The following is a 14341-nucleotide window of genomic DNA, read 5'->3' on the forward strand; positions in this document are numbered from 1 at the left end:
ATGCCCCGATTTCAGCAAAACTTCCCCCTTTGCAATATACACTACACCCTAAAGCCCCGATGCGGAATCAGCATACGTACTTCCGCACCTTTCCGGAAAGACAGCCTTGCCTGCCCAACCGATTAATTTTACAATAAAAGTTCAAAACACATCCGGCACAGTAGTCCGGATTACAGAGAAAAGGCAACAACATGAGCAAAGCAAACCAACGGGAAATTAACCCGATCACCCGAGAAGAAAGTTACCGGGATTTTGTCTCAACCATTACCGAAGACGGCAAACGAAACTGGATTTATCCCAAAAAGCCCGACGGGCGCCTGTATAAACTCCGGTCGTACCTGAGCTGGCTGCTTCTCGGATTTCTTTTCGCCGGCCCCTTCATTACCATTGGCGGAAACCCGCTGCTGCTGCTCAACATCTTTGAGCGTACCTTTGTGATTTTCGGCGTCGTATTCTGGCCGCAGGATTTCTACCTGTTTTTCCTGGCCATGATCAGCCTCATCATCTTTATTGTTCTCTTTACGGCGATTTGGGGGCGTCTTTTCTGTGGATGGGTCTGTCCCCAAACCATATTCATGGAGATGCTCTTCCGGAAGATTGAGTATGCCATTGAAGGCGATGCCACACAGCAACGCCGGCTGAACGAAGCCCCGATGAGTCAGGAAAAGTTTTTCAAAAAAGCGGCCAAACACACCCTTTTTGTAGCGATCGCCCTGCTGATAGCCCATACCTTTATGGCGTATATCATAGGTAAAGATCAGGTCATTGAGATTGTGATGGCCGGACCTGCGGAAAACTTTGGCGGCTTCATGGCTACCATGGTATTTACCGCGCTGTTTTACGGCGTATTCTCCCGCTTCCGTGAGCAAGTCTGCCTTGTAGCCTGTCCCTATGGCCGCTTTCAGTCTGTGCTCGTTGATAACGACAGCATTGCGGTAACCTACGATTTTGCGCGGGGTGAAGGTCTCAAAGGCCGGGCTAAAGTAGGTAAGCGTCAGAAGATTGACGGGGTCGTAACCAATTACGCCAAAAACGGCGACACCGAAACCGAAGTGTATGGCGATTGTATCGACTGTGCGCAGTGCGTGAAAGTGTGCCCTACCGGTATTGACATCCGGAACGGGATTCAGCTGGAGTGTATCAATTGTACCGCCTGTATCGACGCCTGTAACGATGTTATGCGCAAAATCGGCAAGCCGGAAGAGCTGGTTACCTATACCTCCTATAACGCAGTTGCAAACGGTGAGAAACCCAACTTCTTCACCACACGGGTGAAAGCGTACCTTGCGGTTTTCACCGTCATTTTTTCGGTCTTCCTGTATTTGTTCATTACACGTCCGGAAGTGTACACCGTAATTCTGCGCGAACCGGGCATGCTCTACAATGAACTACCGGGCGACCGTTTCTCGAACTTCTACAATGCGAAATTCTTCAACAAAACATTCAACGAAAGCGAAGTTGAGCTCCGCCTCATCAGTCCGGCTGGTGAAATTCAGTGGCTGGGCGAACAGCGCCCTGTTCCGGGTCAGCAACAGATCGAAAGCCGTATCATGGTCTTCCTGGATCGTGAACAGCTTGCCGGTGCGCAAACACCAGTCGAGTTTGGGGTTTACTTTGAAGGACGCCGCATTCAAACCCTGCGCACCAACTTTGTGGGTCCGCCACCCGGCCGCTAAGGAAAGCGCCACAGCAACGCTCAGGCTTTTCAACAACAGTTCAAACCAACAATCCGAAATAAAACAACACTGAACGATGGAAAATACTTCAACCAAAAAAGAATGGAAATGGCCCCTCGGTATCTTCCTTTTTTACATGACCTTCGTGGTTGGTACCCTCACCTTCGTATTCTATACTTTTACCCAAAAAACAGATCTGGTAATCGAAGAGTACTATGAAGCGACCCTAACCTATCAGGATCATATAGACAAGGCAAAACGGGCCAACAGCCTGGCCGAACCTGTACAATTCAGCCTTCAGGGCCAACAAGCCAAGATCGTATTCCCTGACTTCATGCAGGCAGATGGCCTCAATGGTAAGATCCAGCTCTACCGGCCTTCCGGTTCGAGTATGGATGAGCTTCTGCCGATTGTGACCGATGAAAATGGCGTTCAGTACTTATCCTTTGCTGACCGTACGCCCGGCCTGTGGCGTGTGAAAGTTGACTGGGCATTCGACGGTCTTGACTATTACACTGAACACGATTTCTTTATCAGATAAAATCCGGCCTCCATATCAGGCAGCCCGCTGCAGGGCAGTGCTTGATGGATATCGTTCGTCTTAGCCCGCTTTCAGCATTTGGAAGCGGGCTTTCTTATATCGCGACACTTCATATCGGGCTATGATATTTTTCTCATCTCATCCGATCAGCTTGAAATAACGTACCCTAATTTCGCGCCATAGTTGCCCTTGCGCTATCCTTTTTGGTCTGTAGCTATGCAGCCTTCACCCAGAAAGAATATGCGGGAGAATGCCTTAGAACACCGCATTTTTCTCCATGTGAATAAGCGCTGAGTTCATTACCTTTCGGCATTGCAGCTGCACCGTATTCAGCTTTAAAAATCCGCTTTTAGGAACTAAAGCGTACGATTGAGATCCCGATTTTTAAGCGATGGAATGCCGGTAATTAACAGTAGCTGTTCTACTTTTTTATTCAACTGAAGTACTTTTTTATGGCAGAATCAATGACCGGTTTTGGCCGGGCACAAGCACAGGCCGAAGGATATTCCGTGGAGACGGAAATCCGCTCTGTAAACAACCGCTACTGCGACGTCAGTATCAAGCTGCCGGGAGATTTTCAGCACCTTGAACCGGCTTTAAGGAGCAACCTGCAACAGCGTTTCGAGCGGGGAAAAATTACGGTAAGCGTAAAGCTGGAACAGACCAGTGCGCAAAAACCAAAAGTAGTGATCAACGAGAGCCTGGCTGCGGCTTACTTCGAAGCGCTCTCAAATCTGGGCAGTAAGCTTGGTATTGCGCATAAACCGACCTACACGGATTTGATGGGCTTCAGTGATATCTTCACCCGTGAAGGCCTCACCGAAGCGGAAGAAAAGCTCATCACCGGTATCATTGAAAAATCTGTGGATGAAGCCGCCGGGCGAACCTGCACCATGCGCCGGGATGAGGGCGCAGCGCTGGCCAAAGATCTCCTTGAAAGGCTGCGGCAGATTCAGCTTGTTACCGATGACATCCTGCACATCTCTGAAGGAAGGTCTTCCGAAGCCCGCACCAAACTGCATGAACGCATTGCTACGCTTTTGGGTGATGACAAATACGACAAAGAGCGGCTGGAGCTGGAAATCGCCCTGCTTGCCGACAAGCTCGATATAACAGAAGAAATTGTCCGGCTTCGCTCTCATATTACCTTTTTCAAAGAAGCGCTTGAAGGTCAGCAATCTTCGGGGCGCAAACTCAACTTCCTCATGCAGGAAATGCTGCGCGAAGTCAACACCATCGGTTCCAAGTCTTACAGCGCCGAAATTGCGCATAAAGTGGTTGATGTGAAAGAAATTCTGGAAACCATCCGCGAACAAATTCAAAACCTGGTGTAAGCCATGCTCGAGAAAAAGCCCTTAAATGCCGGAAAAGGCAGCGTAGTAGTCATTACCGCCCCGAGCGGCGCAGGCAAGACTACCCTTGCAAAAAAACTTCTGGCCGAGTATGACCAGCTTGTTTTTTCGGTTTCCGCAACAACACGTGCGCCCCGCGCCAATGAAGTACACGGCCGCGACTATCACTTCCTCGACCGTGAAACTTTCGATCAGCATATTGAACAGGGCGACTTTCTCGAATGGGAAGAATTCTACAACGGATCACGCTACGGCACCCTCAGAAGTGACGTTGAACATCACATCAAAAATGGCTATTTTGTCCTGTTCGACGTTGAAGTAAAAGGTGCGCTAAACCTGAAGAATGTTTACGGTGATGCATGCCTGTCTGTCTTCATTAAGCCGCCCTCAACCGAAGTTTTGGAAAGCCGGTTGCGCAGCCGCGGAACTGAATCTGAAGAAACCCTTCGTTTGAGACTTGACCGCGCCAAAATGGAGCTTCAGCAAGCCGGACACTTCGACGCCATTGTGGTAAATGATGATTTTGACCTTGCGTACGCAGCCGTCAAAGACCTGATAACCCAATTTACCGGCTGCAGCTACTGAGTTTCGGTAGCATGTACACTTTTTTTATTTAATAACACTGAAATCCCCCTTATGTCAGCTCGTGCACTTGATGTTGAAAAAATCCAGGATACTACCGGTAACCTGTACGAATCTATCGTAATTATGGCAAAGCGCTCGCGTCAGATTGCCGCCCGCGAAAAAATGGAGCTTGACGAAAAGCTTCGTTACTTCGAAGGTTTTGAAGAAGAAGACGAGTTCTCTTTTAATGAAGAGCAAGAGCGTATCTCCAAAGAATATGAAGCCAAGTCACACCCTGTGGTTCGCGGCGTTGGTGAGTTTCTGGACAATAAAGTTGCCTACCGCTACCCGGATAATCAATAAATTTCAGGATGATTGCTGAATCCCGTCCGCTGGCCCGTAAGCGCATTATACTGGGTATCACGGGCGGTATAGCCGCCTATAAGGCGGCTTTTTTATTGCGCGATCTTCAGAAAGAACAGGCGGAAGTGCGTGTAATCATGACGCCATCCGCGCGTCGTTTTTTAGGTCAGGATACCATGAGCGCGCTTTCGCGTCAGCCGGTGCCGGTTGAAGTCTTTCCCAAAGACAGCGACGTATCCGAAAGCTGGTCGCGCCACATTCAGTGGGCCGAATGGGCCGACGTCCTGCTGATTGCGCCCTGCACCGCCAACACCCTGGCTAAAATTGTGCACGGGCACTCCGACAACATGCTTACCTCCACCGTGCTTGCCGCACGCTGCCCGGTCGTAATTTGCCCCACCATGGATGGCGGCATGTATGAAGCTCCGGCCACCCGGCGCAACCGCGCCCTTGCCCGTGAATACGGCTACCACCTCATCGAGCCGGAATACGGCTACCTCGCAAGCGGTCTCGAAGACAAAGGCCGCCTACCGGAAAACGCCCATATCCTCCGTGCGCTGTCGGAAATTATGGACTTGGAAAGTCAACCTGCCGGTGCGGCAGCTTCCCTACCCAAACCACTAAGCGGAAAGAACGTGCTCATCACCGCAGGTCCCACGCGGGAGTATGCAGACGCCGTGCGTTTCCTTTCCAACCCCAGCACCGGCAAAATGGGTTTTGCTGTGGCAGAAGCGGCCCGGAAACTCGGTGCAGCGGTCACCCTCGTTCACGGCAAAGTAGCCCTCCCGGTACCTGAAGATATCGAAGCGGTCCCCGTTATTTCAGCACACGACCTCTGTGAAGCGGTTCAGGCGCGGCATGCCGGGCACGACATTTTTATACTTGCCGCTGCCGTATCTGATTTTCGGCCGGCGAACCGCTCCCCTCACAAAGTCAAGAAAGAAGGCGCAGCGCTTGAAATGAAGCTGGAGAAAACCCCCGACACCCTGCAATGGCTGGGTGAAAACAAACTTCCGCACCAAACCCTGATCGGGTTCGCCATGGAAACCGAAGACCTCATCGCACGGGCTGCCGCCAAGCGCCGGCGGAAGAAGGCAGATTATATTGTAGCCAACACCATAGGCAGCGCAGATACTGGCTTTGAATCGGATCGCAATGAAGTCGTTCTCATTGGTGAAAACGGCGGCTCTGAGTGGTCGCATGCGTTCAGCGGCACCAAACAAAAGGTTGCCGAAGCCCTGCTGCTGCGTATCTTCTCAAACGATACGCCTGAATCCTGAGCGGCAATTCCGAACATACCAGTCGCGCCCAGCTCCTGCTCACTTCGCCTGAACGCCCGAAATTTCCTTTCTTTTTCCAGCTGTCCTGATCCGCCCCATGAACGCAAGCCTGCTCAAAAAACGGAAATCGCTGCTCGCGCTGCTCCTCTCAGGTTGTACGGTTGCAGCGCTGCTACTCCTGCTCATACCGCCTCCGCAAAAATACCTGCTCGAAGATCTCGGCACCCTTGACCGGCTGATTACACAGAGCTTTGCAGACCATGGCATTCCCCCCGGCAGGCTTCAGGTTCGTGCAACAGAAGTGGACAGCCTGCTCACCCGCCGCGACTACAGCATTCAGCTTGCCCGCAGCTTTCCGGCAACGCGGGTTCACATCGCAATAGCGCAGGGAGCCTACCCCTACGGCGTGCAGGTTAAAGGCCGCTACAATCAGGACGAGACGGCCCTCCATCTGACGCTCAGCTACAGAAACACGCTGCTGCGCACCCTTGAAATGCGGTTTTCGGATTCAGCTGAACCACTCATCCCCAGCCCTTAGCTCAATTTTACATGAATCCTCTACAGCGCTTTAAACTCGATGTTTTTCCACAGCCCGAACCCATCCTGCTGCGTCATCCGGTGCTGCTGTGTCATGGCTTTGGCGCGCTGGGAAACCTTGTAAGCAAGGGCCTGCTGCATTCCACCTGCATAATGCTGCGTACACACGGCGTGCTCGCCTTTGCCCCCAACATTCTGCCCTACGGACGAATCGAAACCCGGGCTGAAGCCTGGTGCGAAATCATTGATACCATAAAAGCAAAAACGAGGGCGGATAAACTGCACGTTATTGCACACTCCATGGGTGGCCTCGATATGCGCTATGCCATCAGCCGGCTCGCGCGGCATGACGACATCCTGAGCCTTACCACTGTGTGCACCCCGCACCAGGGGACAAGCCTGGCCAAGCTTACGTTGAACACCCCCGAGCCCATTCGTGAAAATGTGCTCGGTATGATGAACTGGTTTGGCAACAATGTGTATCCCAACATCCCAAGCGATGTACTCAGCGCCCTAAAAGAGCTCAGCCCGGAGTACGTGCAGGAAAAATTCAACCCCGGCACGCCCGATCACCCCGACGTCGTGTATCAGTCCGTGACCGCGGCCTGCGGCAAAGGCACCGACGCCCCGATTAACAAGCTCCTGATCCCTTTCAACACCTACATTTATGAGCGGGAAGGGCTCAACGACGGCTATGTCCCTACCGAAGGCGCAAAGTGGGGCAAGCTGATTGCCGAAACCGATCTCTCCCACGCAGAGCAAATCCGGCTCAACCTCTCTTCCAAAAAAATCCCGCAATGGCGCGACCTCTGGGTGGACATCGCCAAATCGCTCCGGGAAATTTGGTAGACCTAAGCCGACGTTCGCGGGATGGTCGTGTTAGGATTTTTATCGGCAGGTTTATAATATCGTATTCCGGATGCTGGACGGGCTTCTCAGCGATTGCAGCGCAAACGGTATCCTAAATGATATTTTTGATGCGGGCTTCGCTTGTTACCGCTGCACCGTCTGACGGCGCCCGTGTGGACAGGGCATAACCCGTGATAAACCCGCGTAGAGACGCAATGCATTGCGTCTCTACCATGCAGGGACACGCCTCAATGGCGCGGGAGGCAGGATTCAGACATCCATGCCTGACATGGCTTCAAATACTTTGTAGGCAGTCAGGTCATATTGAATGGGGGTTATGGAGGCGTATCCGCTTTTGAGCACGTTGATGTCGACATCATCGGCTTCGTCGAGGACTTCGAGACGGCCGAACATCCAGTAGTAGGGGCGGTTGACGGGGTCAACGCGGGCGACGTATTCGTCGGTGTAGCGGCTGTCGCCCTGCCGGGCCCAGCGCATGCGTTTAAACGGACCCGCGGGCGCATTCACGTTCAGGGTGATGCCCTTCGGCAGGCCGTTGTCAAATACGAACTGCACCGCGCGTGCCGCAGCTTCCTGTGCGCCGCTGAGATCAGCGTCTTCTGCGAAATCCATGCAGCTCACGGCAATGGACGGATATCCGAGAATGGTGCCTTCGGTCGCAGCACTTACTGTGCCCGAGTAGATGATGTTGATACCCGCATTGGAGCCGTGATTGATGCCGCTGAGTACAAGATCAGGTTTTTCTTTGAGAAGCTGATCTGTGGCAAGCTTCACGCAGTCTGCGGGAGTGCCGTTCACTGAAATGGCCGTAACGCCTTCCTTCATCTCAAATTTTTGCGTGCGCAGAGGTTCCGATATGGTAATGGAATGCCCGACAGCGCTTTGCTGCCTGTCAGGAGCTACGACGATGACGCGGCCAAATCGCTCGGCAACTTCAACCAGTGCCCTGATGCCTTTTGAAAAAATGCCGTCGTCGTTGGCAACAAGTATCAGCCGTTCCTGCTTTGCGCTCATGGGGTGTGGGGTCTCTCTTGAACTTGGTCGGTTTTAATTGTACTGCTCTTTCTCATTCGGGAAGTCGCGGGATTTGACGTCCTGCACGTAGCTGCTCACAGCTCCGACTACGGTATTGTGCAGGTCGGCGTAGCGACGCAGGAATCGGGGATGAAAATCTTTATTGAGGCCCAGCATGTCATGGCTCACCAGCACCTGACCGTCGCAGTGAGACCCGGCACCTATCCCGATGGTCGGGATACTGAGGCTCTCGGTGACCATCTTAGAAAGTTTGGAGGGGATTTTCTCGAGTACAAGCCCGAAACAGCCGGCGTCTTCAAGTTTGCGCGCGTCTTCAAGAAGCTGATCGGCTTCCTGATTTTCGGTAGCCCGAACTTTATAGGTGCCGAATTTATAGATACTCTGCGGGGTCAGCCCAAGGTGCCCCATCACAGGAATACCTGCGTCCACAATACGGCGCACAGTGTTAACGATGGGCGTGCCGCCTTCGAGCTTGACAGCATGCGCACCGGCTTCTTTCATCATTCGGCCCGCACTGATCAGGGCTTCTTTGGTCGTCACCTGATAGCTCATGAACGGCAGATCAGCAACCACAAGGGCACGATCAACGCCGCGCACTACGCAGGAAGTGTGGTAGATCATGTGATCGAGCGTGATGGGCAGGGTCGTTTCAAAGCCGGCCATTACGTTACTCGCAGAATCCCCCACTAAAATAATATCGATACCGGCAGCATCGATCAGCTTGGCCATGGTGAAATCATAGGCCGTTAGCATGCTGATGGCTTCCCCGCGGTGCTTCATATCCACGACGGTCTGCGTGGTAACTTTCACAGGGTTAACAGTGTTAGGCTTTTTCGCGGAATCTCCGAGCTGTGTACTCATTATTTGAAGGGTTGCTGGTTTTAGAGAGAATCAGAAGGAACAAAGGCGGCCGTAGCATCGAGCTCACAGGCGACTTTGCCATCAACGGTAGCCGTGCCTCTGAGCGTAGCAAACTGCCGGCGGATGGATACGACTTCCACTTCCATGTGCAGCTGATCTCCCGGCACAACGGGTTTTCTGAATTTTGCTTTGTTAATCGAAGAAAAAACGATGGTCGTATTTTCAGGATCTTCAGCCAGCATTTTAAGAAAAAGTATGCAACCAGCCTGCGCCATCGCCTCAACCTGCAGTACCCCTGGCATAATGGGTTTTCCGGGAAAGTGACCATTAAAGAAATCTTCATTCCCGGTCACATTTTTAATAGCGACTATTTTTTTATTGTCCATCTCCAAAACACGATCAACCAGCAAAAACGGATATCTGTGCGGTATTACGGCTTTGATTTCTTCAATTGTCATCATCATTTCTTACTCGTTCGGATAAATATGTACAAATTGCAGTATTGCACGATTCGGGCTGATCGGCCGGGCCTGGTTCAGAACTGCATAAGCACATGCTGAGCGAACCCTGAAACCCCTGACTTTTAATAATATCTTTTATTCCTTTCACTTACAAATGAAAGCGGCCCAACGGGCTTTTATGCTACCGTACCTACGTAAATGTAGGCGACCCCGCTTTGCAAGGTATGATAGGCCTGCGCGCTGTAGCTTCCGGACTCTTTCATCAGGTCCAGGAACTTGTCGGCAGCCGGGAACTTGGCACTTGTTTCAGGCAGATACTCGTAGGCTTGCTTGTTACCGCTCAGCCAGCCCCCAACTGTTGGCATCACGTATTTGGAGTACAGGGTGAAAGGCACTTTCATAATGCCGTACGCCTGACCAAATTCGAGCACGATCACCTTGCCGCCGGGCTTCACTACCCGCGCCATTTCGCGCAGGGTCACAACCGGATCATCCACGTTGCGAATGCCGAAAGCAATGCTCGCAATGTCAAAGCGGTCTTCCTCGAAGGGCAGATCCATGGCGTCGGCGACCTCAAACTGAATATCGAGACCTTTCTTTCGTGCCTTTCCGGGCGCCGGCGCAATCATCGCGTCAGAAAAGTCTGTACCAATTACATGCCCCTGCGGACCCACTTTTTTCTTGAAGGTGATGGCGAAATCGCCTGTACCGGTCGCGCAGTCAAGCACGTGATGTCCCGGTTTTGCCCCGCTCAGCTTTACCGCTTTTTTGCGCCACCGGTGGTGTATGCCAAAGGATAGCACAGTGTTAATCATATCATACCGGTCGGCGATGGAGCCGAACATCTGTCTTACTTGTTCACTCATGGGATGGGATTTAGAAAAAAACCGCAGCCTGTTTCAGGCTGCGGTGTAATAAGAGAAGATCAAAAATGTATTGAAAACAGCACGGGTGCGTACGGATTTTGACATTACACACAGACTGTCGTAATCATAGCGGCTTAAACCTTAAAAGACGGTGCTACATTCCGTTAGCACGATTAATACCGCACCCGGTTGTGGTCGGCCGCCTCCTGCCAGATCTGACCAAACACGGAGTGCATGACCGGAAAAATGGTTTGTTGCTGCAGGCCGCTGTCGGTGCGCTCTTCCGATGAAGGCACATAAAAGCGTGCGCCGTCTGCGGCGAGTACCGCAAGATTACCGTGCTGCGTCGTGCGCTTTTCGAAAACACGGGTTTGTCCCTGCCAGCCGCTCACCGAAATCCGTACGCGGTATACCGGCCCGGGGTGCACCACATTCAGGGTTCGGACGGCCCGCACGTGTACTTCATCCACACGAAACACGATATCGGCATCCACGGGGCTCTCAGCCATGCGCAGGGTTTCCTGTCCGCCCCGACTGTAGGCAGCAAGCACGCGGTCCAGCGCCGACGCTGCCAGCGAGTCCGCAGCACCTTGCTGCAGGCGGGTACTTAGGTTTGTGTCAAGCCGGCGCGTTTCAAGATCAAAACTGTCCGGCGACGTTTGCTCAAGATAAACCGACCAGGTGCTTACCCTTGGATCCTCCTTCAGCCAGCCCGTCCGGGCGCAGCCTGAAACCACGATCCCTGTAAGTAAAGCAACCACGACCATTATCCCTGTTCTGTTCATCATCTGTTCTTTCCTTTAAATTTACTTTTTGTGGCCTTTTGTCCACTGTTTCCGCTGCGACGCACTTTTTTGCATCGCCTGCATGATGTCGCGTTCCATCACCTCAACCGATGGCAGGGTTATCCCGCTTTTAATTCCAAACCGAATCAGCAGCATATTCAGGATACGATCGTTTGAGCCGGGTTGCGGGGGATCGGCCTTCAGGTTGGCGTTACCATACGCATCACCTTCAAACATGCGGCTCAGCAGCATCCTTATCCAGCCGAATTTATACACCAGAAAAAGCGCGATACCGCTTGCGGCTTTACCCGCTTCCCCGCTAATCCCCAGCCAGGAAAGCACCGCAACACCTGCAAGCAGCATCACAATTTCATTCGTGAAGACTTTCAGGAAAGCGTCGGCTGCAGGTCCGGCGAAGGCGGTTCGGCTTTGGTGCCAGAGTATGGACACACCCAGCACGGCAGGTATCGCCCACATCAGCGGCAGAAGTGACAAAAACAGCAGCACCGACCACACGCCGGCCGCGTCCGTACTCTCGATACAGCGGGTAGCCCTGCGAAGCCATTCACCGACAGGCTGTTCCGAAAGCAGCTTTCCGGCATAGGCCTCAAGTACGGATTCGCGGGTGTAAAACAAATATCCTTTGGGCGTGAGCAGCCCCGCCGGAGAATCCAGATAGGGAAAATCACCACCGGAAGTGAATACGTTTTTAAGCATGATGAATAGGATCTGACAGCGCACAGCGGCTGCCGTCGAAGTGCTGTTGTAGGGGTCGGATTATGCGGCCTTAAAATACGCTTTATTAGCCGCTATTGGAAACAGCAGCCACCTTCCCGCCAAACGCCTGATTGAACAAATTGACAGTCGGTAAATGCCGAACTTCAGAGACGAATCATCAACAATAAAGACAGGTATGATTGCAGGCCTCAGGCCATACCAATCGTAAACACCGACACCGAAGCCGGTTTGGCCTCCTGCAGCACCCCGGCAAGCGTAAAAGCCGTTGAGCCAGTCGTGAACACATCATCCACAATAATCACATGCCGGCCCTGCACAAGGCTGAAGTCCGTCAGCCGGAACGCGCCCTTCAGATTCACCATGCGCTCCGACAAGCTGAATCGGGTCTGCGTTTTGGTGTTTTTCTGACGCACCACAAGCTGCGGATCCGCTACCGGAAGCGCCGTCGCCCGGCTCATGCCAAGGGCGATTTGCCGCGCCTGATTGTAGCCCCGCTTTTGCTCGCGCTTCGGGTGCAGCGGCACCGGCAACAGCAGCACAGGCGCCCCGGATTCAAACCGCCGCGCGCCCTCAATATGCCGCTCCTGCAGGCGCCGTCCCGCATAATAGCCCACCTCCTCCCCTACCGCTGCCATTCCCTCATACTTCAGCAGATGAATGATTTGGTTCAGCAAACCACCCTTATCATACTTCCAAAGCGCGTCCTGAAACAAAATGCCTTCCGGCAGCAGCAGCTTCTCACACGTCAGCGCATTCGACGGATTCGGATCACTGAAGCGTTCATGCGGGCAGCGCTCACACAGCAGGCGGTCCCGGGCGGGCAGGGCCGTTCCGCAGCCCATACAGTTCACCGGAAAAGCCACCGACAGCAGCCCCTGAACCAGCGCACGGAAGCCTGTCAGGTGCTGTTCGGGTTGGGTTTCGGGGGATGTGTTTCCGGGTAGCTCAGGGCGCATAAGTCGGTTCTCAGGGCTAAGAAGTGGTCCCGGCTGCGGGCTTCCGGTTGAGTACGATCAGGATAAAAACTGCGGCAATCGTTGCAGCTGCGGCAAATCCGAGCCATGCCAGACCTGCCTGATACTTTAACAGTGCCCCCGGCAGCACTACCAGCGGCAGCCCCCAAAGCAGCGGCAGCAATCCGCGGCCCGGCACCAGCGAGCGCACCCGAATGCCATAGTGTGCGCGGCAGTATCCAAAAAGGGCCGCCGTAAAAAACACATGGCTCGCCAGGGTCGCAAGGGCAGGCCCCGCAAATCCGATCCACATGACCAGGGCAAGGCTCAGGGCAACATTAAATACGAGCTCGGCAACGCTGAAGCGCGCATTCACATCACTGCGCCCCAGCGCAAGCAGTATACTCTGCGGAAACACCAGCTGCGTCAGCACCGTGAGCAGATAAATCCGGAAAATGGGCGCGGAATCCGCAAAGCCGCCAAACAGCAGAAAAAGCGCCTGTTCAGCAAACACAAACAGCACCGCGAGCACCGGCAGCAGCAGCAAGGCCAGCCGCTGACTCGCCCGCCGGGCTTCCTGCAGGGCGGCGTCATACGAGCCGGAAGTGAGCTGTTTGCTGTATTCCGAAACCAGCGCCGCACTTACCGCAGAAGTCAGCGCGATGACAAACGGTATTTTGCGCGCGCCGATCTCATATACGGCGTACAGACGGTCGCTTTCAAAAAACAGGGCAATAATCCATTTATCGGCGTACAGGGCTGCCGTTGACGTTACCGCAAGCAGAAACATCCCGGCAGCATAGCGCAGGGAAGCCGAAGCTTCGGTCCGAAGAGCGCCAAGCGCAGGCCATTGTTTCATGCTTTTCACAGAAGCCAAAACCACAAAAGCTGCACGCAGGGCGGGGCTCAGGGCCATGAGCAGCATGATGTACGGCAGCTCAAGCCGGAACACAAAGCCGCCGATAATCAGGCTTGCTTCAATAAGATTGTACCCGATACTGTAGCTGATCAGCCATTTTTTCCGGCCCAAGGTTACGAAGAGCGGCTCCGCAATGCCCGCAAACACGGCAAGCGCCATATACAGCGCGAAGAACCGGAAACCATCTTCGAGCCCCGGGAGATTCAGGATTTCAGCCCAGAATCCGGCACCAAAAAGGGCAAGTGCTCCGGTAAGCAGACCCGCGGCAGCACCGAGCAGCAAATTGACTGCAACAGCATGTTCCGGATCTCCGGCTCCCCCGCGGTAGTAGAGCGTGCTCGCAAGCGCATTGATAAATGCGGGGCCCAAAATGAGATAAATCAGCCACAGCTTGCGGTAGGCACCATACACATCCCCCGAAATAATCCGCGTGAGCACCATGGTGACGAGCAGGGCTGTGCCAATGGTAATAAAGCGGGCAATGGTCATTGCACCGAGCTTTCGGTAAAAGGAAGTCAACTGCGGCAGCTTCAAGGAAGG

Annotated in this window: 16 protein-coding genes; 8 read left to right on the forward strand and 8 right to left on the reverse strand. The window is 53.4% G+C overall.

Going from position 1 to position 14341, the window contains the following annotated elements; all coding sequences use genetic code 11:
• The first annotated feature begins 191 nt into the window (after positions 1 to 191).
• From ccoG to CYPRO_RS14550, 8 genes are all read left to right on the forward strand, one after another.
• The gene (ccoG, locus tag CYPRO_RS14515) at positions 192 to 1676 is read left to right on the forward strand and encodes a cytochrome c oxidase accessory protein CcoG (protein ID WP_114985303.1); all 1485 of its coding nucleotides are present in this window, start codon (positions 192 to 194) and stop codon (positions 1674 to 1676) included.
• Positions 1677 to 1752: 76 nt separating this feature from the next.
• Positions 1753 to 2217: a FixH family protein gene (locus CYPRO_RS14520; RefSeq protein ID WP_114985304.1), complete on the forward strand. Its 465-nt coding sequence runs from the start codon at positions 1753 to 1755 to the stop codon at positions 2215 to 2217.
• 452 nt (positions 2218 to 2669) lie between these two features.
• A complete protein-coding gene (locus CYPRO_RS14525) occupies positions 2670 to 3551 on the forward strand; it encodes a YicC/YloC family endoribonuclease (protein ID WP_114985305.1) in 882 nt (293 codons plus the stop codon).
• 3 nt (positions 3552 to 3554) lie between these two features.
• Entirely contained in the window at positions 3555 to 4154 is a 600-nt protein-coding gene (gmk, locus tag CYPRO_RS14530) for a guanylate kinase (protein ID WP_114985306.1), read from the forward strand.
• A gap of 51 nt (positions 4155 to 4205) precedes the next feature.
• Complete coding sequence (locus CYPRO_RS14535) at positions 4206 to 4496, forward strand: DNA-directed RNA polymerase subunit omega (RefSeq protein WP_114985307.1); 291 nt, start codon at positions 4206 to 4208, stop codon at positions 4494 to 4496.
• Between the two features lie 8 nt (positions 4497 to 4504).
• The gene (coaBC, locus tag CYPRO_RS14540; RefSeq protein ID WP_114985308.1) at positions 4505 to 5776 is read left to right on the forward strand and encodes a bifunctional phosphopantothenoylcysteine decarboxylase/phosphopantothenate--cysteine ligase CoaBC; all 1272 of its coding nucleotides are present in this window, start codon (positions 4505 to 4507) and stop codon (positions 5774 to 5776) included.
• A gap of 97 nt (positions 5777 to 5873) precedes the next feature.
• Positions 5874 to 6314 (forward strand): hypothetical protein, encoded by a 441-nt coding sequence (locus CYPRO_RS14545; RefSeq protein WP_114985309.1) that lies wholly within the window; start codon positions 5874 to 5876, stop codon positions 6312 to 6314.
• 11 nt (positions 6315 to 6325) lie between these two features.
• Positions 6326 to 7162, forward strand: coding sequence for an esterase/lipase family protein (locus tag CYPRO_RS14550; RefSeq protein WP_114985310.1), 837 nt, complete (start codon positions 6326 to 6328; stop codon positions 7160 to 7162).
• 270 nt (positions 7163 to 7432) lie between these two features.
• Here CYPRO_RS14550 and surE read toward each other — a convergent pair whose 3' ends face one another.
• From surE to CYPRO_RS14590, 8 genes are all read right to left on the reverse strand, one after another.
• Positions 7433 to 8197 (reverse strand): 5'/3'-nucleotidase SurE, encoded by a 765-nt coding sequence (gene surE / locus CYPRO_RS14555; RefSeq protein ID WP_114985311.1) that lies wholly within the window; start codon positions 8195 to 8197, stop codon positions 7433 to 7435.
• A 33-nt stretch (positions 8198 to 8230) separates the two neighbouring features.
• Positions 8231 to 9079, reverse strand: coding sequence for a 3-methyl-2-oxobutanoate hydroxymethyltransferase (gene panB / locus CYPRO_RS14560; protein WP_114985312.1), 849 nt, complete (start codon positions 9077 to 9079; stop codon positions 8231 to 8233).
• A 20-nt stretch (positions 9080 to 9099) separates the two neighbouring features.
• The gene (gene fabZ, locus CYPRO_RS14565; RefSeq protein WP_333472982.1) at positions 9100 to 9543 is read right to left on the reverse strand and encodes a 3-hydroxyacyl-ACP dehydratase FabZ; all 444 of its coding nucleotides are present in this window, start codon (positions 9541 to 9543) and stop codon (positions 9100 to 9102) included.
• 173 nt (positions 9544 to 9716) lie between these two features.
• Positions 9717 to 10406 carry a bifunctional demethylmenaquinone methyltransferase/2-methoxy-6-polyprenyl-1,4-benzoquinol methylase UbiE gene (ubiE, locus tag CYPRO_RS14570; RefSeq protein WP_114985313.1) on the reverse strand — a complete coding sequence of 230 codons (690 nt, stop codon included), beginning with the start codon at positions 10404 to 10406 and terminating at the stop codon, positions 9717 to 9719.
• Between the two features lie 173 nt (positions 10407 to 10579).
• Entirely contained in the window at positions 10580 to 11194 is a 615-nt protein-coding gene (locus CYPRO_RS14575) for a hypothetical protein (protein ID WP_124245636.1), read from the reverse strand.
• An 18-nt stretch (positions 11195 to 11212) separates the two neighbouring features.
• Positions 11213 to 11908, reverse strand: a complete 696-nt coding sequence (locus CYPRO_RS14580; RefSeq protein ID WP_114985315.1) for a hypothetical protein — start codon at positions 11906 to 11908, stop codon at positions 11213 to 11215.
• 209 nt (positions 11909 to 12117) lie between these two features.
• Entirely contained in the window at positions 12118 to 12885 is a 768-nt protein-coding gene (locus CYPRO_RS14585; RefSeq protein ID WP_114985316.1) for a ComF family protein, read from the reverse strand.
• 16 nt (positions 12886 to 12901) lie between these two features.
• Positions 12902 to 14335, reverse strand: coding sequence for a polysaccharide biosynthesis C-terminal domain-containing protein (locus CYPRO_RS14590; RefSeq protein ID WP_114985317.1), 1434 nt, complete (start codon positions 14333 to 14335; stop codon positions 12902 to 12904).
• Between the last annotated feature and the right edge of the window lie 6 nt (positions 14336 to 14341).

It is taken from the genome of Cyclonatronum proteinivorum (assembly GCF_003353065.1).
In the GTDB taxonomy this organism is placed as follows: Bacteria; Bacteroidota; Rhodothermia; order Balneolales; family Cyclonatronaceae; genus Cyclonatronum; species Cyclonatronum proteinivorum.